Origin of the sequence: Ramlibacter sp., assembly GCA_019635435.1 — a bacterium.
GTDB lineage: Bacteria > Pseudomonadota > Gammaproteobacteria > Burkholderiales > Burkholderiaceae_C > JAHBZM01.
Genome location: JAHBZM010000001.1, coordinates 602,386 through 620,554, shown reverse-complemented (window position 1 = coordinate 620,554; position 18,169 = coordinate 602,386). Strand labels below are relative to the sequence as shown.

The following is an 18,169-nucleotide window of genomic DNA, read 5'->3' as shown; positions in this document are numbered from 1 at the left end:
GGCTTACTCCGCGGCGCCGGCAACTTCGGCCGCCAGCAGCGGGATGCCCAGCGACTCGCGCACCTTGTTCTCGATCTCGACGGCCAGCGTCGGGTTTTCGCGCAGGAACTCGCGCGAGTTGTCGCGGCCCTGGCCGATTTTCTCGCCGCCGTAGGCATACCAGGCGCCCGACTTCTCGATGATGCGGGCGTTCACCCCCATGTCGATGATCTCGCCCAGCCGGCTGATGCCCTCGCCGAACAGGATGTCGAACTCGGCCGTCTTGAACGGCGGCGCCACCTTGTTCTTGACCACCTTGACCTTGGTCTCGTTGCCAATGGCTTCCTCGCCCTTCTTGATGGTGCCGGTGCGGCGGATGTCCAGGCGCACCGAGGCGTAGAACTTCAGCGCATTGCCGCCGGTGGTGGTTTCGGGCGAGCCGAACATCACGCCGATCTTCATGCGGATCTGGTTGATGAAGATCACCATGCAGTTGGTCTTCTTGATGGTGGCGGTGAGCTTGCGCAGCGCCTGGCTCATCAGGCGGGCCTGCAGGCCGGGCAGCGAGTCGCCCATTTCGCCCTCGATTTCAGCCTTGGGCGTGAGCGCGGCCACCGAGTCGATCACGATCAGGTCCACCGCGCCGGAGCGCACCAGGCTGTCCACGATCTCCAGCGCCTGCTCGCCGGTGTCGGGCTGGCTGATCAGCAGGTCGGGCAGGTTCACGCCCAGCTTCTGGGCGTATTGCACGTCCAGCGCGTGCTCGGCATCGACAAAGGCGCAGGTGCCGCCCTGCTTCTGCATTTCGGCGATGACCTGCAGGGTCAGCGTGGTCTTGCCCGAGGACTCCGGGCCGTAGATCTCGACCACCCGGCCGCGCGGCAGGCCGCCCACGCCCAGCGCCACGTCCAGCCCCAGCGAGCCCGTGGACACCACCTGGATGTCTTCAATGGCCTCGCCCTCGCCCAGACGCATGATGGTGCCCTTGCCGAACTGCTTTTCGATCTGGGCCAGCGCGGCCTGCAAGGCCTTGGCTTTTTCGCTGTCGGGTGCGTTGATGCGTGTGCCTTTGACTTGAGCGTCCATGAAAATCTCCTTGTGAATCAACAGGTTGAGTGGCCTCATCCAGTGTTTTTATTCACAGGCTGGATGCTTGACCAGTACTCTAACGCAGCCAGTCGCCAGAAGTAAACTGGATTTTTGGTCAGTTTGCCTTACCATTTCCGAATGACCGATGCCGCCGCCCCCGCGCTGCCCGACGACCGCTGGCGCCAGACCCATCTGGGCCGGCTGCTGGGCCATGCCATGCGCCGCTTCGACACGCGGGTGCTGGCCCTGATGGCCCGCGATGTGGAGGTGCCACTGGCCCTGTCCAACCTGGCCGCGCGCGACCAGGTCAGCGCGGCCCATGTCCACATCACGCGCCACCTCGCGCTCGAGGGCTCGCGGCTGACCGAGCTGGCGCAGCAGGCCGGCATGAGCAAGCAGGCCATGGGCGACCTGGTGGACCAGTGCGAGGCCTGGGGCCTGGTGACCCGCGAGGCCGACCCGCAGGATGCGCGGGCGCGCAAGGTCTGCTTCACGCCCACCGGGCTGGCCTGGCTGGCCGCGTTCCGGCGCGCGGTGGCCGCGGCCGAGGCCGAGTTCCGGGCCGAGATCGGCGCCGAGGTCGCCGCGGTGGCGATGATCGGGCTGGAAGCCTATGCGGGTCCCGCCGCCTGAGGCCGCCAGCGCCCTCCCGGGGGCATCAGGGCCTGGTAAGGCGGGCAGGCCTAGAATTTCAGCACCCCGCGGCCCCGGCCCGGCCGGCCGGGCCCACGACAACAGGAGACAGCCATGCGGATACTGATTGCCGAAGACGACCAGGTACTGGCCGACGGCCTGCTGCGCACGCTGCGCGCCTCGGGCGCGGCGGTGGACCACGTGGCCAGCGGCACCGAGGCTGACGCGGCGCTCATGACCAACAACGAGTTCGACCTGCTGATCCTCGACCTGGGGCTGCCCCGGCTGCACGGGCTGGAGGTGCTGCGCAAGCTGCGCAGCCGCGGCTCCGCGCTGCCGGTGCTGATCCTCACGGCGGCCGACAGCGTGGAAGAGCGCGTCAAGGGCCTGGACTACGGCGCCGACGACTACATGGCCAAGCCCTTCAGCCTGCAGGAGCTGGAAGCGCGCGTGCGGGCCCTGGCCCGGCGCGGCATGGGCACCCCCAGCAGCACCATCAAGCACGGCCCGCTGATCTACGACCAGGCCGGCCGCGTGGCCACCATCGACGGCAAGATGGTCGAGCTGTCGGCGCGCGAGCTGGGCCTGCTGGAAGTGCTGCTGCAGCGCGCCGGGCGCCTGGTCAGCAAGGACCAGCTGGTCGAGCGGCTGTGCGAGTGGGGCGAGGAGGTGAGCAACAACGCCATCGAGGTCTACATCCACCGCCTGCGCAAGAAAATCGAGAAGGGGCCGATCCGCATCGCCACCGTGCGCGGGCTCGGGTATTGCCTTGAGAAAATCCCCGGATGAAGGCCGCAAACGCTATGCATTTCATAGCGAATGATGGCCGCCAGTCCTGGACTCCAGCCTGATTTGACTCCAAACCGCGGCTGCGCAGCATGAAAATCTTCCAGCGTGAGCAGCGTTCGCTGTTTGGCGAGATCCTGGACTGGATGCTCACGCCGCTGATGCTGCTGCTGCCCGTGGCGCTGGCGCTGACCTGGCTGGTGGCGCAGAACATCGCCGGCAAGCCCTTTGACCGGGCGCTGGAGTACAACGTGCGGGTGCTGGCCCAGCTGATCGGCGTGCAGGGCGAGCGCGTGCAGTTCAACCTGCCGCAGCCCGCGCGCGAGATCCTGCGGGCCGACGACTCCGACCTGATCTACTACCAGGTGCTCGGGCCGCGCGGCGAGCTGCTCAGCGGCGAGCGCGAATTCCCGGCGCCCCCGCGCTACGAATCCCCGCCGCCGCTGGACCCGCAGCTGCGCGACGTGCACCTGCGCGACGCCGAGCTGCGCGGGCTGGACGTGCGGGTGGCCTACCTCTGGGTCCACCTGGACCTGCCGGGCGACCCCATGGCCCTGGTGCAGGTGGCCGAGACCCGCGAGAAGCGCTCGGTGCTGGCCACCGAAATCATCAAGGGCGTGCTGCTGCCGCAACTGGTGCTGCTGCCGCTGGCGGTGCTGCTGGTCTGGCTGGCGCTGGTGCGCGGCATCAAGCCGCTGTCGCAGCTGGAGGAGCGCATCCGCGCGCGCAAGCCCGACGACCTGAGCCCGCTGGACGACCACGCCGTGCCGCTGGAGGTCGCTCCGCTGGTGTCGTCGGTGAACGACCTGCTGACCCGGCTCAAGGACTCGATCGCCACGCAAAAGCGCTTCCTGGCCGACGCCGCGCACCAGCTCAAGACGCCGCTGGCGGGGCTGCGCATGCAGGCCGACCTGGCGCAGCGCGAGGGCGGCAGCGCCGACGAGCTCAAGCAGTCGCTGCAGCAGATCGGCCGCTCCAGCATCCGCGCCACCCACACGGTCAACCAGCTGCTGGCGCTGGCGCGCGCCGAAAGCAGCGGCGCCACGATCGCGCGCGAGCCCTGCGACCTGGCCCAGATCACCATCGACGCGGTGCATGACTCGCTGCCGCGCGCGCTGGAGGGGCACATCGACCTGGGCTACGACGGCGCCCAGCCCGGCGCGCCCGGGGTCACCATTGGCGGCAACCCGACCCTGCTCAAGGAAATGATCCGCAACCTGCTGGACAACGCCATCAACTACACGCCGTCCAGCCCCGAAGCGGCGGGCGTCATCACCGCGCGGGTGCTGGCCGACCCGTTCGGCCATGTGCTGATCCTGCAGGTCGAGGACTCGGGCCCCGGCATCCCCGAGGCCGAGCGCGAGCTGGTGTTCCAGCCCTTTTACCGCGCGCTGGGCACCAATGTGGACGGCTCGGGCCTGGGCCTGCCCATCGTGCTGGAGATCGCGCGCCAGCACGGGGCGTCGATCACGCTGGAAGACGCGCACCCGGGCCAGCCGTCGCCCGGCACCCTGATCAGCCTGCGCTTCGTGACCGAGCCTCAGGCCGCCGGCGGCACATAAAGGTTCAGCTGCAGGCGCTCGCGCGCCATGGCGCGCTGCGCCGCCGGCTGCTGCGCCACATGCTGCACATGGCGCCACAGCGCCGGGAGGCTGGCGGGGTCGATGCCGGCCATGCCACCCCAGCGCGTGAGGGTGAGCGCGTAGGCGTCCAGCGGGCCGAAATGCTCGCCGCCCAGCCAGGGCTTGCCCGCGGCCACGGCGGCGGCCACCAGCGCGTCCAGCTCGCCCAGCATGCCGCGGAACAGGTGGGTGTTCCAGGCCTTGAGGTCGGCATGCAGTTCTGGCTTGTCGGTGAACTTGTGCGGCATGAAGATGTGGGTGAACGTGGGGTGCACGGTGTTGTTCATCCAGGCCAGGGTTTCGAGCACGCGGGCCCGCGCCAGCGGCTCGTGGGGCAGGAAGTTGTGCTGCGGAAAGCGGTCGTTCAGGTAGCTCACCACGGCCACGATCTGCGTGATGACCTCGGCCCCGTCCACCAGCACCGGCACCTGGCTGCGCGGGTTCAGCGCCTTGTATTCAGGGCTGTAGTTCTCGCCCTTGTGGATCTTGACCATCACGGGCTCAAAGGGCTCGCCCGTGGCTTCGAGCAGGGTGTGCGGCACAAAGGAACAGGCGCCAGGGGCAAAGTACAGCTTGAGGCTCATGGGTCGGGTCTCCTTCAGGTCAGTGGGCCGCTGCGCGCGGCGGAATCAGCGGCAGGATCAGCGGCGAAATCAGCGACGAATCAGCGACAGGTGCGCAGCGGCTTGCCGCCCAGCGCCGCGCGAATCTCGTCCAGCCGCGGTCGCAGGGTGTCGTCGACCACGGGCAGGCGCAGCAGCTGGCCGCGCACCTCGGGGCGCTCCTGCAGCACGCGGGCCGTGCGCACACCGCGCTGCGACAGCGCGTTGAGCTGCTGCTGCGCGGCCGCCTGGGTGGTGAAGCCGCCCAGCGACAGGCCCGGCTCCAGGCTGCTGCTGGACAGGTTCTCGAATGACACGCCCAGCTGGCGCAGCTCGGACTTCTTCTTGTTCACGGCGTCGGGCGTGAGGTACTTGCCCATGTAGATGATCCAGCGCGCGGGCTCCACGGCACTCTCCAGCGACCAGCTCCCGGCCGGCAGGGCCGGCTCCAGCGCCTGGCGCACGGCCGCGGCCTGCGTCTCGTCAAACAGGCCGGCCTGCAGGCATTCCGGGGGGCGCACCGCGCCGGGGGCGGCCGTCTCGACGCGCCGGGCTTCGTCGGCACCGAGCAGGCGCACGGCCTCGGGGCGGATCTGCTGGCCAAGCCGCTGTGGCTCGGACTGCTGCACCGGCGCCGCGCCCCAGGACTGCAGCAGGCCCTGCGCCCAGGCAAAGTACACGCCGTTGGCCAGCAGCAGGAGCAGCGCCACCAGCCGCAGCATGACTCAGGCCCCCGCCGCGCCAACGGGGCGCACGCTGACTTCGGAGCTGGTGATCTGCTGCATGCCCGCGGAAGTATGCACCAGCAGGGCACCATCCTCGCCCACGCCGTGGGCGGTGCCGGTGGTGCCGTCGCTCAGCGTGACGGCCAGGTCGCGCAGCGCATCGCGGGCCTGGAAACGGGCCTGGAACGGGGCAAAGCCATCGCTCTCGAACGCTTGCAGCGCCTGCACCAGCGGCAGCAGCACGCGCTGCAGGGCCTGGGGCGCGTCCACGCCGGGCAGCAGCTCCCGCAGCCAGGCCGGCGCGGTGGACAGGCCCTGGGCGGCGCGCGGCAACAGGTTGATGCCCACGCCCACCACGGCGTAGCGCGGCGCGGCACTGCCGCTGCCAGCCCCCGCGGTTTCGATCAGGATGCCGGCCAGCTTGCGGCCGTGCAGCCACAGGTCGTTGGGCCACTTGATCCGCACCTGCGGGTCCAGGCTTTCGGCCAGGCTGGTGCCCACCGCCAGCGACAGGCCGGCCCAGTCGCGCGGCGCCAGCGGCAGGCCCAGCGAGAAGGTCAGCGCCGCCAGCGCGGGCGCACTGCCCGGGGCCGGCGCGTCCGGGCCATCGCTGAGCCAGGCCCGCCCCAGCCGGCCGCGCCCCGCGGTCTGCCGCTCGGCCACCAGCAGCACGGGCTCGGTCTGGCCGGCGCGGGCCCGGCGCATCAGCTCGGAATTGGTGGAATCAACCTCGGGAAGCACCTCGACCGTGAAACCCGGCCACAGCGGCGCCACGGCCTCCCAGAGGGCCTCGGCCTGCCAGCGCACGGGGTCGGGTGCGGCCATGGGTTCAGAGCGCGCCGTGGCCGGCCTGGGTGCTCTTCTTTTTCTTCTTCTTGTCTTTCTTGCCCTTGTGGGCCTTCTTGTCTTTCTTGTCCTTCTTGCTCTTCTTTTCCTTGCCCGCCAGCAGGGTGCCGCGGCAGCTGGCCGCGCCGCACCAGCACGGGTATTCGGCCTTGAGCTCGGGCGTGAGCGGCTCGTCAATGATCAGGCCGTAGTCGTAGTTGAGCTCCTCGCCCGCCGGGATGTTGCGCAGCGCCTTGATGAAGACCCGGCCGTCCTGCTCGTCGGCCTCGCAGTTCGGGTCGCACGAGTGGTTGATCCAGCGCGAGGAGTTGCCGCCGAACTTGGCGTCGATCACATGCTTCTCGTCGATGTGGAAATAGAACGTGTGGTTCGGGTCCTTGGGGTCGTGCGGGTGGCGGCGCAGCGCCTCCTTCCAGGAGATGACCTCGCCCACATACTCAATGAGGGTTTCACCCTCGGCCAGGTCCTGCACGGCGAACACGCCCTTGCCATGAACGCCGGAGCGGCGGGTCTGGAGGCGCCGCAGGGGGCTGGAATCGGCTTTTGCAGGCATGGGGGAAACTCTGGTAAGTTGAATATGCACACGTGCGCGCGTACGCGTACGCGCGAGGAAACCCGAGATTCTAAAGATATGAACCCTTTCACCACGAAGCCCCCTGCGGCCACTGACCTGGGCCGCCGCACCGTTCTTGCAGCAGCAGGCCTCTCGGCGCTGGGCCTGGCGCAGGCCCAGGGCAACAGCAGCACGGCGCCGGGCGATGCCCGCGCACCGGGGCTGCCGCGCGTGGGCGACGCCATGGGGTTGACCGATGTGGCCCTGCTGGACGGCAGCACATTCCGGGCCAGCGTGGCCGAGGGCCAGGTGCTCGTGGTCTACTGGTGGGCCAGCTGGTGCCCGTTCTGCGCGGTGCAGAGCCCCCATGTCGAGAAGCTGTGGCGCAAGGAGCGCGGGCGTGGATTGCAGGTGCTGGCGCTGTCGATTGACCGCCAGCCCGAAGCCGCTGCCGCCTACCTGCGGCAAAAGGGTTACACCTTCCCGGCTGGCATGTTGACCCCACAAGTCGCTACAGTGCTGCCCAAGCCCAAGGGGCTGCCCGTGGTCGTGGTGCGTGGGCGCAGCGGCAAGGTGGTGTTTGCGGAAAGCGGGGAAATGTTCCCCGAGGATGTAGAAGGATTGGCGAAGTTCCTATGACGAAGACTCTGGTGATTGCAGAAAAGCCCTCGGTGGCGCAGGACATCGTCCGCGCGCTCACGCCGGTGGCCGGCAAGTTCGAGAAGCACGACGAGTTTTTTGAAAGCGAAACCTACGTCGTGACCAGCGCGGTCGGCCACCTGGTCGAGATCCAGGCGCCCGAAGAATTTGACGTGAAGCGCGGCAAGTGGAGCTTTGCCCACCTGCCGGTGATCCCTCCGTACTTCGACCTCAAGCCCGTGGACAAGACCAAGACCCGGCTGAACGCCGTGGTCAAGCAGGCCAAGCGCAAGGACGTGACGGCCCTGGTCAATGCCTGCGACGCGGGCCGCGAGGGCGAGCTGATCTTCCGCCTGATCGAGCAGTATGCGGGCAGCACCAAGGCCGGCAAGACCGTGCCGCTGGGCAAGCCGGTCAAGCGGCTGTGGCTGCAGTCGATGACGCCGCAGGCCATCCGCGAGGGCTTTGAGAGCCTGCGCAGCGAGAAGCAGATGCAGGGCCTGGCCGACGCGGCGCGCAGCCGCTCCGAGGCCGACTGGCTGGTGGGCATCAACGGCACGCGCGCCATGACGGCGTTCAACTCGCGCGACGGCGGCTTCTTTCTGACCACCGTGGGCCGGGTGCAGACGCCCACGCTGGCCGTGGTGGTGGAGCGCGAGGAGCAGATCCGCAAGTTCATCAGCCGCGACTACTGGGAAATCCACGCGACCTTCCTGGCCGAGGCCGGCGAGTACCACGCCAAGTGGATCGACCCCAAATGGAAGAAGAACCCCGACGACGCCGAGCAGAAGGCCGACCGCGTCTGGTCACAGAAAGAGGCACAGGCCATTGCCGACGCCGTGCGCGGCAAGGCCGCCACGGTTACCGAGGAAAGCAAGCCCACCTCGCAGGCCTCGCCCGCGCTGTTCGACCTGACCAGCCTGCAGCGCGAGGCCAATGGCCGCTTCGGCTTCTCGGCCAAGACCACGCTGGCGCTGGCGCAAAGCCTGTACGAGCGCCACAAGGCCCTGACCTACCCGCGGACCGACTCGCGCGCCCTGCCCGAGGACTACCTGCCGGTGGTGAAAGAGACCTTCGGCATGCTGGCCGACAGCGGCATGAAGCACCTGGCGCCGCATGCGCGCACCGCGCTGGACAACAACTACATCAAGCCCAGCAAGCGGATTTTTGACAACGCCAAGGTCAGCGACCACTTTGCCATCATCCCCACGCTGCAGGCGCCCAGCGGCCTGAGCGATGCCGAGCAGAAGCTCTATGACCTGGTGGTGCGCCGCTTCATGGCGGTGTTTTTCCCCAGCGCCGAGTACCAGGTCACCACCCGCATCTCGCAGGCGGTGGGCCACAGCTTCAAGACCGAGGGCAAGGTGCTGGTCAAGCCCGGCTGGCTCGCCATCTACGGCAAGGAAGTGCTCGACGAGGACGACGAGAACAGCAAGATCCTGGTGGCCGTGAAGCCCGGCGAGATGGTGCGCGCCGAGGTGGTGGAGCCCAAGGGCCTGAAGACCCGGCCGCCCGCGCGCTACTCCGAAGCCACGCTGCTGGGCGCCATGGAAGGCGCGGGCAAGCTGGTGGAAGACGACGAACTGCGCGAGGCCATGCAGGAAAAAGGCCTGGGCACGCCCGCCACGCGCGCCGCCATCATCGAAGGCCTGATCAGCGAGAAATACATGCTGCGCGAAGGCCGGGAGCTGATCCCCACGGCCAAGTCGTTCCAGCTCATGACGCTGCTGCGCGGCCTGGGCGTGGAGGAGCTGTCCAAGCCCGAACTGACCGGCGACTGGGAGTACAAGCTGGCGCAGATGGAGCACGGCCGGCTCAGCCGCGACGAGTTCATGCGCGAGATTGGCGAGATGACCAAGCGCATCGTCATGAAGGCCAAGGAGTACGACCGCGACACCGTGCCCGGCGACTACGCCACGCTGGCCACGCCCTGCCCCAACTGCGGCGGCATCGTCAAGGAAAACTACCGGCGCTACACCTGCACCGGCAAAAGCGGCACCGGCGAGGACGCCTGCGGCTTTTCGTTCGGCAAGTCGCCCGCGGGCCGCACCTTCGAGCCGGCCGAGGTGGAGCAGTTCCTGCGCGACAAGAAGATCGGCCCGCTCGACGGCTTCCGCTCCAAGGCGGGCTGGCCATTCACGGCCGAGATGGCGCTCAAGTACAGCGACGAAGACAAGAACTGGAAGCTCGAGTTCGACTTTGGTGACGAGACCGACCCGGCCGAGACCGGCGAAGTGATCGACTTTTCCGCGCAGCAGCCGCTGGGCGCCTGCCCCAAATGCAGCGCCCGCGTGTTGGAATTTGGCAAGAACTACGTCTGCGAGAAGTCCGTGCCCACGGCCGCGCAGGCCACGCCCAGCTGCGACTTCAAGACCGGACAGATCATCCTGCAGCAACCCGTGGAGCGCGCGCAGATGGAAAAGCTGCTGGCCACGGGCAAGACCGACCTGCTGGACAAGTTCGTGAGCATGCGCACGCGGCGCGCCTTCAAGGCCTTCCTGATCTGGAACAAGGAAGAGGGCAAGGTCACTTTCGAGTTCGAGCCGCGCACCAGCAAGTTCCCGCCGCGCAAGACCGCCGCGGGCAAGACGCCGGCGGCCAAGGCCGCGCCCGCCGCAAAAAAGGCTGCGGCAAAGAAAGCACCCGCTGCGAAGAAAGCGGCCGCCCCCAAGGCGCCGCGCAAGCCTGCTGCCGGGCTCAAGCCCAGCGCCGCGCTGGCCGCGGTGATTGGCGACGAACCGGTGGCCCGCCCGCAGGTGGTCAAGAAGCTGTGGGACTACATCAAGGCCAACGGCCTGCAGGACGCCAAGGACAAGCGCTCCATCAACGCCGATGCCAGGCTGCTGCCGGTGTTTGGCAAGCCGCAGGTCACGATGTTCGAGCTGGCGGGGATTGTGGGCAAGCATCTGAGCTGAGTTCCTCCTGGTGGGTTGGCGCTCGCGCTTCGCGGCAGGGGCTGGGCGACGGCGGCTCACACTGGGGCGGTGGGCGCTGTGCGCCCACTTCGCTGCGATGCTCGTCGCAGGGTCGCACCGCAGAACTCGCTGCGTGCGCTTTGCGCACTCCGCTCAAACAGCTGCGGTGAGTCAGATGACGAAGCAGGCTGCGCCCGCCGACCCCGCGCCTGCGCTTCTCGCCGCCCCAGAGATCGCCTCCGCCGCCCAACCCCTGCCGCGAAGCGGGGTTCTGGTGCGCGCATCCGATTGCTACTGTTTTTGTAGCGCATGATGGCCGCCAGTCCTGGACTCCAGCCACTTTTGACCTGAAATCGTGCCCCGATCACCGGTCACGGCATGGCGCAAGGCTCCTCCGGCGGATTGCGCACCGCCCACAAGGTAAATATTGCCCTTGCCCCAGAGGCCGCCAGCGCACTACGCTTGCGCGCTGGCAGCTCCTCCGGGCTGCAAAGGAAAGGCAACCCATGGTTTCGAACCTCGCAACCCCTGGCGTGTATGTGCAGGAATTGCCGGGCAGCCCCGGCATCACGGGCGTGTCCACCTCGGTGGCGGCCTTCGTGGGCGTCACGGCATCGGGCCCGGTGCAGACCCCCGTGCTGGTCAGCAGCTGGAACGAATACCAGCAGCACTTTGGCGGCCTGGCCTGGAACGCCATGGTCTCGTGGGCCGTGTATGGTTTTTTTGCGGAGGGTGGCGGCCCCTGCCATGTGGTGCAGGCTGCTGATCTGGCCAAGGCCACGGCGGCCCGGCTGTGCACCGGGCCGCTGACCCTGAGCGCCGCCACGCCGGGTGCCTGGGGCAATGCACTGCACGTGCGCGTGAGCAACACACCTTTGCCGGCTGGCAGCGGGGCCAACCCCACCACGCCGCTCTTTGACCTGAGCGTGCTGCTGGACCCGGCCCTGCTGGCGCCACCGGGCGGGCCCGTTGCCAGGCTGCTGGCCTTTGTGCAGGCCAACACGCTGGCCTCGGTGGAGATTGACGGCAAGCGCTGGGTGGTGCTGGAGCAGTTCAGCCGCTTCACCGCCAGCAGCCTGCTCAACGGCGAGCTGGCCAGCCGCGTGAACGGCCAGTCGATCTTTGTGCGCGTGGCCGTGGCCCCGCTGACCGAGCCGCAGCGGCCCGCCAACACCGGCGCCCTGGCTCTGGCCGGCGGCAGCGAGCCGCGGCTGGACCTGTCCAGCGCGCTGACGGCGCTGGACAGCGTGCCGGACATCAGCCTGCTGGCGCTGCCCGACACCGTGAGCGCCACCGGGCCCGACGGCGAGGTCTCTGTGGCCGTGCAGGCCACGCAGATCCAGACCGGCCTGCAGTACTGCGAAACACGCACCAGCCTGTTCATGGTGGCCGACCCACCCGCGGGGCTGGACGTGCCGGGCGTGCTGTCCTTCAAAACCGGCACGGGCGAGGCACCCGGCGGCAACCCGCAGGCCCTGAACAGCGCTTATGGCGCCCTGTACTACCCCTGGGTGTTTGTGTTCCACGCCCCCTCGGCCACCCAGGTGCCCATGCCGCCCTCGGGGCCGGTGCTGGGGCGCTATGTCTACACCGACCAGTCGGCCGGCGTGTTCAAGGCCCCCGCGGGCGTGACCGACGGCGCGCTGCCATCGGTCACCCAGCTCGCCACCCCGCTGACCGACAGCGAGCAGGGCCAGCTGAACCCGCAAGGCATCAATGGCCTGCGCAACCTCATCAACTACGGCAACGTGATCTGGGGCGCGCGGACCCTGTCCGTGGACCCGCAATGGACTTATGTGAGCGTGCGCCGGCTGGTGATCTATGTGGAACAGAGCCTGCGGCAAGGGCTGCAGTGGGTGACGTTTGCGCCCGACGCCAACCCGACATGGGCCGCGGTAACCGCACAGGTCAGCCAGTTCCTCACGGGCCTGTGGCAGACCGGCGGCCTGTTTGGGGCCACCGCGGCCGAAGCCTTCTTTGTGACTTGCGATGCAAGCAACAACCCGTCCGAGGCGCAGATGCAGGGCATGCTGTACGTTACCTTGGGACTGGCGGTGACCCACCCGGCCGAGTTCATCATCCTTCAGGTTTCGCAACCCGTCGCGCAGGCGGGCAGCTAGGCGCGCGGGGATTTACAGGCCAAGGCAGAATCCACCCCATGCCCACCTCCGCCACCCTTGAACGCTTCATTGCCCGCGTGGAGCAGAACGCCCATGTGGAAGCCATCCAGGAGTTCTATACCGAGAACGCCTCGATGCAGGAAAACATGGCGCCGCCCCGCGTGGGCCGCAGCGCGCTGGTGGCCCATGAGGCCGCCGCGCTCGCGCGCGCCAGCGCGGTGCATTCCACCTGCGTGCGACCAGCCTTTTTGAATGGCGACCATGTGGTGATCCGCTGGATCTTCGAGTTCACCTGGAAAGACGGCAGCACCGGCCGCATCGAGGAACTGGCCTGGCAGCGCTGGGAGGGCGAGCGCATTGCACAGGAGCAGTTTTTCTACGACCCCAAGCAGTTTGTGCCCAGGCCTGCGGCCGCGGGACCCAGCCCGGGCGGCAAGGCAGACGCCGCTTAGCGCGGGCGGTTCGTCTTCCGCTGCTACCCCCGCGCAGCATCAGGCGCGACCACGGCACCCCACTCTGCCGGACCCGCCAGGAGTTGCTCCAGCCGCTCGATACGGTGCCGGTGCGGCGTGGTGATGGCATAAAAATTTTCCTGCAGCCGGGTTGATCGCCCCACGGTGACCAGCACGCCGGTGCGCAGTTCGTCCTGCACAACCACCTCCGGCAGCACGGTGAGCCAGCCGCTGTCGCGCGCCACCAGGCGCAGCATGGCCATGTCATCGACCTCGGCGCGCAGCCTGGGCTTGACGCCCGCGGTCACGCACAGCGCGTCGAACTGCGCCCGCAGCGCATGCCGCTGGCCGGGCAACGCCAGCTCCAGGCCATCCAGATCCTCTGGCAAGCGAAGCGTGCGGTCGCGCCAGATTGCGCCCGGGCCAACCAGCGAGATCGCCTGGCTGCCGAGGAAGCGGCAGTGCAGGGGCCGGTCCGGCGCGGCGGGCACGGCGTCGTTGGCCAGCACCACGTCCAGCTGGTGCTGCATGAGGCGGTGCAGCAGGTCCTCCAGCAACCCGGATTCCAGCGACAGCGTGACCGAGGGGTCGGCCAGCAGGGGGCGGATCCAGTTTTCCTGGTAGTTGCGAGACAGCGTGGCGACGCTGCCCACCCGCAGGCGGACCATGCCGTCGCTGTAGCCCTGAAGCCGGCCCAGCAGCTCCTGCCCGAGTCCGAAGATGTTTTCGGCATACGACAACGCGAGCCGGCCGGTGTCGGTGAGCACAAGGCGCCGCCCCCTGCGCTCAAAAAGCGCATCGCCCAGACGGTCCTCGAGCTGGCGAATCTGGCTGGACAGGGCCGATTGCGACACGTGCAGCTCGTCGGCCACGCGGGTCAGGTGCCCCACCTTCGCCACGCGCCAGAAGTAGAAGAGGTGGTGAAAGTTGAGCTGCTCGACGTCCATTCAATCTATTTTATGGATTGTTTGGTTCTTATCAATGTATTTTACAGAACCGACAGCGCCCCGCATCATCCCGCCGTCGTGATCTGAATTGCTGATGATGCCGCCCACCACTCTCTTCCCCACCCTGCCCGCGCTCCTCGCCTTGATGCCTGTCGCACTGATGCTGCTGGCGATGTGGCCGGCGCGCGGCCCTGACGGCGCCGCGGCCTGGCGGCGTTTCCGCCTCCTGGCGCCGGCCGCGCTCGGGGTGACGGCAGGAACGCTTGCCCTTCAGATCCTCGGCGTCCCCTCGTTGCTGCCACAGGGCCTGAGCGTTTCGCTGACCGGCGCATGGGTGGCGGTGCTGGTGCAACTGCTCGGCACCGTGATCGGCAGCTTTTCGTCGCGCTACCTTCAGGGCGAGCCGGGCCAGCGGCTTTATGTGAGTGCCCTTGGCGGTGTCCTGGCCGCGGTGCACCTGCTGCTCCTGGCCAACCACTGGGTGGTACTGATCGCGGCTTGGGCGGCGGTGGGCATGGCGCTGCAGCGCCTGCTGTGCTTTTACCCGGACCGGCCGTTCGCGCTGCTTGCAGCGCACAAGAAGAGGCTGGCCGACCGCCTGGCCGATCTGCTGCTGGTTGTCGCGGCGGCACTGGCCTGGAACGAGGTTGGCTCGGGCGCGTTCGGCGAGCTGTGGCACCACCTCGAGGCCGGTGCGCCGTCGCTGGCATTTCAAGCCAGCGCGGTCTGCCTAGCGCTGGCGGTAGTGCTTCGCACGGCGCTGCTGCCGGTGCATGGCTGGCTGATGCAGGTGATGGAGGCGCCGACCCCGGTGTCGGCGCTGCTGCATGCCGGGGTGGTGAACCTCGGTGGCTTTGTGCTGATTCGCTTTGCGCCCCTGCTCGAGGCGGTGCCGACCGCGCGCTGGTTGCTTTTGGGGATGGGCCTGGCCACCGCCATGCTGACCGGGCTTGTGATGCTGACGCGGGTGAGCATCAAGGTTCGGCTGGCCTGGTCGACCGCCGCGCAGATGGGCTTCATGGTGATGGAGTGCGCGCTTGGCCTGTACACGCTGGCATTGATGCACCTGATCGGCCATTCGCTCTACAAGGCCCATGCCTTTCTTGCCGCCTCCGGCGCTGTGCAGGAGGCCCGCCTGCGCATGATGCGTTTGCCAACGGCACCCTCGGCGACCAGCCTGGTGCTAGCGCCGCTCGCGGCCGCGGCGGTCCTCAGCGTGCTGGCGGGCGTTGCCGGGGTGGCGCCCTGGCCGGTGTGGTGGAGTGGCGTGCTGGCGCTGGCCTGGGCGCCGCTGCTGTGGTGGCCCGCAGCCGCGTCATCCGCCGCCCCGGGCACCGCCCGCCATGTGATGGCCGGCGCCGGCATGGTGGCTTCACTGGCGCTGGCTACCAGCCTGGGCCATGCCCTGCCCTTCGGCGTGCACGACGCACCAGACCACGCGGCAGGCCTGGTCGCGCTGACGGGGATGGCGCTGCTCTATGCCTGCCTCGCACTGCTGCAGGTGCTCCCACATGCGCTGGCCACCTGGCGGCGCTGGAGCTATGCCGGGTTCTACGTGGACGAGCTTGTGACCCGCACGGCTCTGCGCCTCTGGCCAGCGCGCTGGACACCCAGGACCACCCCCTAACCCCATCACCAGGAAGCGCCCCCATGGACACCCTGCTTACGCCCCCAGCCCCGCCCGCAGTGGCCTTGCCCTGTGCCCAACCCGCGCCGGGTCAGCCGCAACCCGTTGCCGAAGAAATCAACAGCCTGATCGAGCGCGCATGTGCCCAGGCCTGCCGGGCCATCGCACCGGCCTGGCCGCTGGACCGCGCCATTGCCGTCAATCCGCACTGGGAGCGCGTAGATCGCCCGGTGCGTGAGGTGGCCGCCCGCATGGCCGTGCTCGCGGATGTGCGCGTCTTTGCGCCCCGCGACATGGCGCGTGAGGCATGGCGTGCGGGGCGCATCGCCGAGGCGGACCTCACCGCGGCGCTTGACCGGCTCCCGGAGGCGCGCGCCGTGGGGCTCGGCACAAAGCAGGCCGTCGCCGCGCTGGACGAGACACCTGCGCTACGCCGGCTGCCGCTGCTGATCGACGTGCTGGACGACGACCCCGAGGGCCGGCACCGGCTGTCGTGGCGGCAGGCCATCACGCACCAGGTGAGCCAGGTCTGCGCCGCCTACTTCGACACTCACCAGGCCGACTGGCAGCCCGATCGCGACGCTGGCCTCTATGCCTTCTGGCGCGAGACGCTGACCCACGACCATGCCATCGGCGTGCTGATGGGCCTGCCCGACATCTCGCGTGGCCTGGCCGCGTTGCCGGCCACACGCGTCGATGCCGAGCGCTGGGTGCTGCAGCGGCTCGGCCTGCCCGAGGAATCCTGGGCGGACTACCTGGAAGCGGTGCTGCTGACGGTCAATGGCTGGGCGTCCTGGTGCGCCTACCTGGGCTGGGAGGCCCGCCTGGCCGGAGGGGAGGACTCGCACCTGCGAGACCTGCTGGCCATCCGGCTGGCGTGGGGCGCCATCCTGCTCGAATGCCGTGACGACGCCGCAGCGCGGCGCGCCTTTGCAGCGCTGCAGGTCGAGTGGGAGCGCGCCCCGGAGTTGCTGGAGCAAGCCGGCCAGACGCTGCTGGTGGATGAAGCCTGGCAGCTCGCCCTGGAGATGGGCTACCAGCGAGAGCTCGCACAGCGCCTTGCCACGGTGGGTGCGCCGCATTCCAGAGTCGGGGCAAGCGCCGTCCGTGTCCCCGAGGTGCAGGCCGCGTTCTGCATCGACGTGCGCAGCGAGCCGCTGCGCCGCGCGATTGAAAGGATCTGGCCGGCCGTGCAGACCATTGGCTTTGCCGGTTTCTTCGGCCTGCCGGTTGCCTACACGCCGCTGGCGACCAACGCGCGCCGTCCGCAGCTGCCCGGCCTGTTGGCGCCGACGGCCGAGGTGACCGAACGCATCGCAGAGGGGGAGGGCGATTTTGGCGCGCCAGGCGATGCGCTCCAGTTGGCGGCACGCCAGCAGCGGCTGCGCGCCTTTGCCCGGGTGGATCAGTGGGGCGCCGGAAGCAGGTGGCCCAACGCCGCCTTCTCGTTCGTCGAAGCCGCCGGGGCTGGCTATCTCGGCAAGCTCGCGCAGTGGGTCCGCCCGTCCATCGCCCCGCGGCGCTCGGTCGATGCCGCCGGCCTGTCGGCACGCTACCGGCCAGTGTGCCGACCGTTGCTGGCAGGGCTGGATACCCAGGCAAAAGTTGATCTGGCCCAGCGCGTGCTGCACGCAATGGGCCTGGAACGCGGCTTCGCGCCCCTGGTGCTGCTGGTCGGCCATGGCAGCCAGAGCGCAAACAACGCACAGGCCGCTGCACTGGACTGCGGTGCTTGCTGCGGGCAGACCGGCGAGGTCAACGCCCGCGTGCTGGCACGGCTGCTCAACGAGCCGGCGGTGCGCGAAGGCCTGAACGGGCGCGGGATCGTGGTGCCCCAGTCCACAGCCTTCGTGGCCGCGTTGCACAACACCACCACCGACGAGATTGAAGGCTTCGATCTTGACCTGCTCGACGCCCAGTCAGGCGAGCGGTGGAAGCGCCTTCAGCTTGAGCTGGCGCATGCCAGCGACCAGGTGCGGCGCGAGCGTGCCGGCTCGCTGGGGCTTGACCCGCGCGCGCCGCACGAGGCCCTGCTTGACCAGTATCGCCGCCGTGCCAACGATGGCGCGCAGACGAGGCCCGAATGGGGCCTTGCCAGAAATGCGGCCTTCATCATGGCCCCGCGGGACCGCAGCCGCGGTGCGCGACTGGGCGGGCGTGTCTTTCTTCACGACTACAGCGCCGGGAACGACCCCGACGGCAGCGTGCTTGAACTCCTCATGACCGCTCCGATGCTTGTCACGCACTGGATCAACTGGCAGTACCACGCGTCCACCTGCGACCCGGTGCGCCTGGGAAGCGGCAACAAGCTTTTGCACAACGTGGTGGGCGGTCGCATCGGCGTGTTCGAGGGCAACGGCGGCGACCTGCGCATCGGGTTGGGGCGCCAATCCCTGCACGACGGCCTGCGCTGGGTGCACGAGCCCCTGCGGCTGACGGTTGTGATCGACGCGCCAGCCGCCAGCATCGAGCGCGTGATCGCTGGCCACAGGGTGGTGCGCCAACTCGTCGACAACGGCTGGCTGCACCTGTGGCGCTTTGAGGGCGACGGTTTCGCGCGATACGACGGTGGCGGCTGGCGACCCACCGAGACCTGAACTGGGTGGCTTTGGGCTCGGGTTGGGAGGCGGGCTT

At 68.7% G+C, this 18,169-nt stretch carries 15 protein-coding genes; 9 read left to right on the top strand and 6 right to left on the bottom strand.

The genetic code is table 11. The features are described 5' to 3' along the window. Positions 1-3: 3 nt before the first annotated feature. On the bottom strand, positions 4-1,065 hold the full coding sequence (recA, locus tag KF796_02965) for a recombinase RecA (protein MBX3585580.1): 1,062 nt from the start codon (positions 1,063-1,065) through the stop codon (positions 4-6). Positions 1,066-1,206: 141 nt separating this feature from the next. On the opposite strand from recA, the gene KF796_02960 reads away from it, so the two are divergent. The 3 genes from KF796_02960 (at position 1,207) to KF796_02950 (ending at position 4,049) form a co-directional block, all read left to right on the top strand. Continuing rightward, complete coding sequence (locus KF796_02960) at positions 1,207-1,701, top strand: MarR family transcriptional regulator (protein ID MBX3585579.1); 495 nt, start codon at positions 1,207-1,209, stop codon at positions 1,699-1,701. Between the two features lie 114 nt (positions 1,702-1,815). Beyond that, positions 1,816-2,490 carry a response regulator transcription factor gene (locus KF796_02955; GenBank protein ID MBX3585578.1) on the top strand — a complete coding sequence of 225 codons (675 nt, stop codon included), beginning with the start codon at positions 1,816-1,818 and terminating at the stop codon, positions 2,488-2,490. 89 nt (positions 2,491-2,579) lie between these two features. Beyond that, positions 2,580-4,049 (top strand): sensor histidine kinase N-terminal domain-containing protein, encoded by a 1,470-nt coding sequence (locus tag KF796_02950; protein MBX3585577.1) that lies wholly within the window; start codon positions 2,580-2,582, stop codon positions 4,047-4,049. Here the strand turns inward: KF796_02950 and KF796_02945 are convergent. The 4 genes from KF796_02945 to KF796_02930 all read right to left on the bottom strand — a co-directional run bounded on the left by KF796_02945 (position 4,028) and on the right by KF796_02930 (position 6,835). Then, positions 4,028-4,693 carry a glutathione S-transferase family protein gene (locus KF796_02945; protein MBX3585576.1) on the bottom strand — a complete coding sequence of 222 codons (666 nt, stop codon included), beginning with the start codon at positions 4,691-4,693 and terminating at the stop codon, positions 4,028-4,030. The two genes, KF796_02950 and KF796_02945, sit on opposite strands and share 22 nt — an antisense overlap. Before the next feature lie 80 nt (positions 4,694-4,773). After that, positions 4,774-5,433: an SPOR domain-containing protein gene (locus tag KF796_02940; GenBank protein ID MBX3585575.1), complete on the bottom strand. Its 660-nt coding sequence runs from the start codon at positions 5,431-5,433 to the stop codon at positions 4,774-4,776. Between the two features lie 3 nt (positions 5,434-5,436). Then, a complete protein-coding gene (locus KF796_02935) occupies positions 5,437-6,261 on the bottom strand; it encodes a biotin--[acetyl-CoA-carboxylase] ligase (protein ID MBX3585574.1) in 825 nt (274 codons plus the stop codon). Positions 6,262-6,265: 4 nt separating this feature from the next. After that, positions 6,266-6,835 (bottom strand): SET domain-containing protein-lysine N-methyltransferase, encoded by a 570-nt coding sequence (locus KF796_02930; protein ID MBX3585573.1) that lies wholly within the window; start codon positions 6,833-6,835, stop codon positions 6,266-6,268. 78 nt (positions 6,836-6,913) lie between these two features. Between KF796_02930 and KF796_02925 the strand changes: the two genes are divergently transcribed. The 4 genes from KF796_02925 to KF796_02910 all read left to right on the top strand — a co-directional run bounded on the left by KF796_02925 (position 6,914) and on the right by KF796_02910 (position 12,961). Beyond that, positions 6,914-7,474 (top strand): TlpA family protein disulfide reductase, encoded by a 561-nt coding sequence (locus KF796_02925; GenBank protein MBX3585572.1) that lies wholly within the window; start codon positions 6,914-6,916, stop codon positions 7,472-7,474. Continuing rightward, positions 7,471-10,389 (top strand): DNA topoisomerase III, encoded by a 2,919-nt coding sequence (locus KF796_02920; protein ID MBX3585571.1) that lies wholly within the window; start codon positions 7,471-7,473, stop codon positions 10,387-10,389. Before KF796_02925 ends, KF796_02920 begins: the two co-directional genes overlap by 4 nt. A 506-nt stretch (positions 10,390-10,895) precedes the next feature. After that, entirely contained in the window at positions 10,896-12,509 is a 1,614-nt protein-coding gene (locus KF796_02915) for a phage tail sheath family protein (GenBank protein MBX3585570.1), read from the top strand. Between the two features lie 38 nt (positions 12,510-12,547). Next, positions 12,548-12,961 (top strand): nuclear transport factor 2 family protein, encoded by a 414-nt coding sequence (locus KF796_02910; protein MBX3585569.1) that lies wholly within the window; start codon positions 12,548-12,550, stop codon positions 12,959-12,961. Between the two features lie 23 nt (positions 12,962-12,984). Here the strand turns inward: KF796_02910 and KF796_02905 are convergent, their stop codons facing one another. Beyond that, complete coding sequence (locus tag KF796_02905; GenBank protein MBX3585568.1) at positions 12,985-13,908, bottom strand: LysR family transcriptional regulator; 924 nt, start codon at positions 13,906-13,908, stop codon at positions 12,985-12,987. Positions 13,909-14,005: 97 nt separating this feature from the next. On the opposite strand from KF796_02905, the gene KF796_02900 reads away from it, so the two are divergent. Next, positions 14,006-15,535: an NADH-quinone oxidoreductase subunit L gene (locus KF796_02900; GenBank protein ID MBX3585567.1), complete on the top strand. Its 1,530-nt coding sequence runs from the start codon at positions 14,006-14,008 to the stop codon at positions 15,533-15,535. 23 nt (positions 15,536-15,558) lie between these two features. Further along, on the top strand, positions 15,559-18,132 hold the full coding sequence (locus KF796_02895; GenBank protein ID MBX3585566.1) for a DUF2309 domain-containing protein: 2,574 nt from the start codon (positions 15,559-15,561) through the stop codon (positions 18,130-18,132). The last annotated feature ends 37 nt before the right edge of the window (positions 18,133-18,169 follow it).

What these genes read in the sequence shown, in the direction of transcription:
- recA (MBX3585580.1), bottom strand. Translation starts at nt 1,065, where the DNA reads ATGGACGCTCAAGTCAAAGGCACACGCATCAACGCACCCGACAGCGAA.
- KF796_02960 (MBX3585579.1), top strand. Translation starts at nt 1,207, where the DNA reads ATGACCGATGCCGCCGCCCCCGCGCTGCCCGACGACCGCTGGCGCCAG.
- KF796_02955 (MBX3585578.1), top strand. Translation starts at nt 1,816, where the DNA reads ATGCGGATACTGATTGCCGAAGACGACCAGGTACTGGCCGACGGCCTG.
- KF796_02950 (MBX3585577.1), top strand. Translation starts at nt 2,580, where the DNA reads ATGAAAATCTTCCAGCGTGAGCAGCGTTCGCTGTTTGGCGAGATCCTG.
- KF796_02945 (MBX3585576.1), bottom strand. Translation starts at nt 4,693, where the DNA reads ATGAGCCTCAAGCTGTACTTTGCCCCTGGCGCCTGTTCCTTTGTGCCG.
- KF796_02940 (MBX3585575.1), bottom strand. Translation starts at nt 5,433, where the DNA reads ATGCTGCGGCTGGTGGCGCTGCTCCTGCTGCTGGCCAACGGCGTGTAC.
- KF796_02935 (MBX3585574.1), bottom strand. Translation starts at nt 6,261, where the DNA reads ATGGCCGCACCCGACCCCGTGCGCTGGCAGGCCGAGGCCCTCTGGGAG.
- KF796_02930 (MBX3585573.1), bottom strand. Translation starts at nt 6,835, where the DNA reads ATGCCTGCAAAAGCCGATTCCAGCCCCCTGCGGCGCCTCCAGACCCGC.
- KF796_02925 (MBX3585572.1), top strand. Translation starts at nt 6,914, where the DNA reads ATGAACCCTTTCACCACGAAGCCCCCTGCGGCCACTGACCTGGGCCGC.
- KF796_02920 (MBX3585571.1), top strand. Translation starts at nt 7,471, where the DNA reads ATGACGAAGACTCTGGTGATTGCAGAAAAGCCCTCGGTGGCGCAGGAC.
- KF796_02915 (MBX3585570.1), top strand. Translation starts at nt 10,896, where the DNA reads ATGGTTTCGAACCTCGCAACCCCTGGCGTGTATGTGCAGGAATTGCCG.
- KF796_02910 (MBX3585569.1), top strand. Translation starts at nt 12,548, where the DNA reads ATGCCCACCTCCGCCACCCTTGAACGCTTCATTGCCCGCGTGGAGCAG.
- KF796_02905 (MBX3585568.1), bottom strand. Translation starts at nt 13,908, where the DNA reads ATGGACGTCGAGCAGCTCAACTTTCACCACCTCTTCTACTTCTGGCGC.
- KF796_02900 (MBX3585567.1), top strand. Translation starts at nt 14,006, where the DNA reads ATGCCGCCCACCACTCTCTTCCCCACCCTGCCCGCGCTCCTCGCCTTG.
- KF796_02895 (MBX3585566.1), top strand. Translation starts at nt 15,559, where the DNA reads ATGGACACCCTGCTTACGCCCCCAGCCCCGCCCGCAGTGGCCTTGCCC.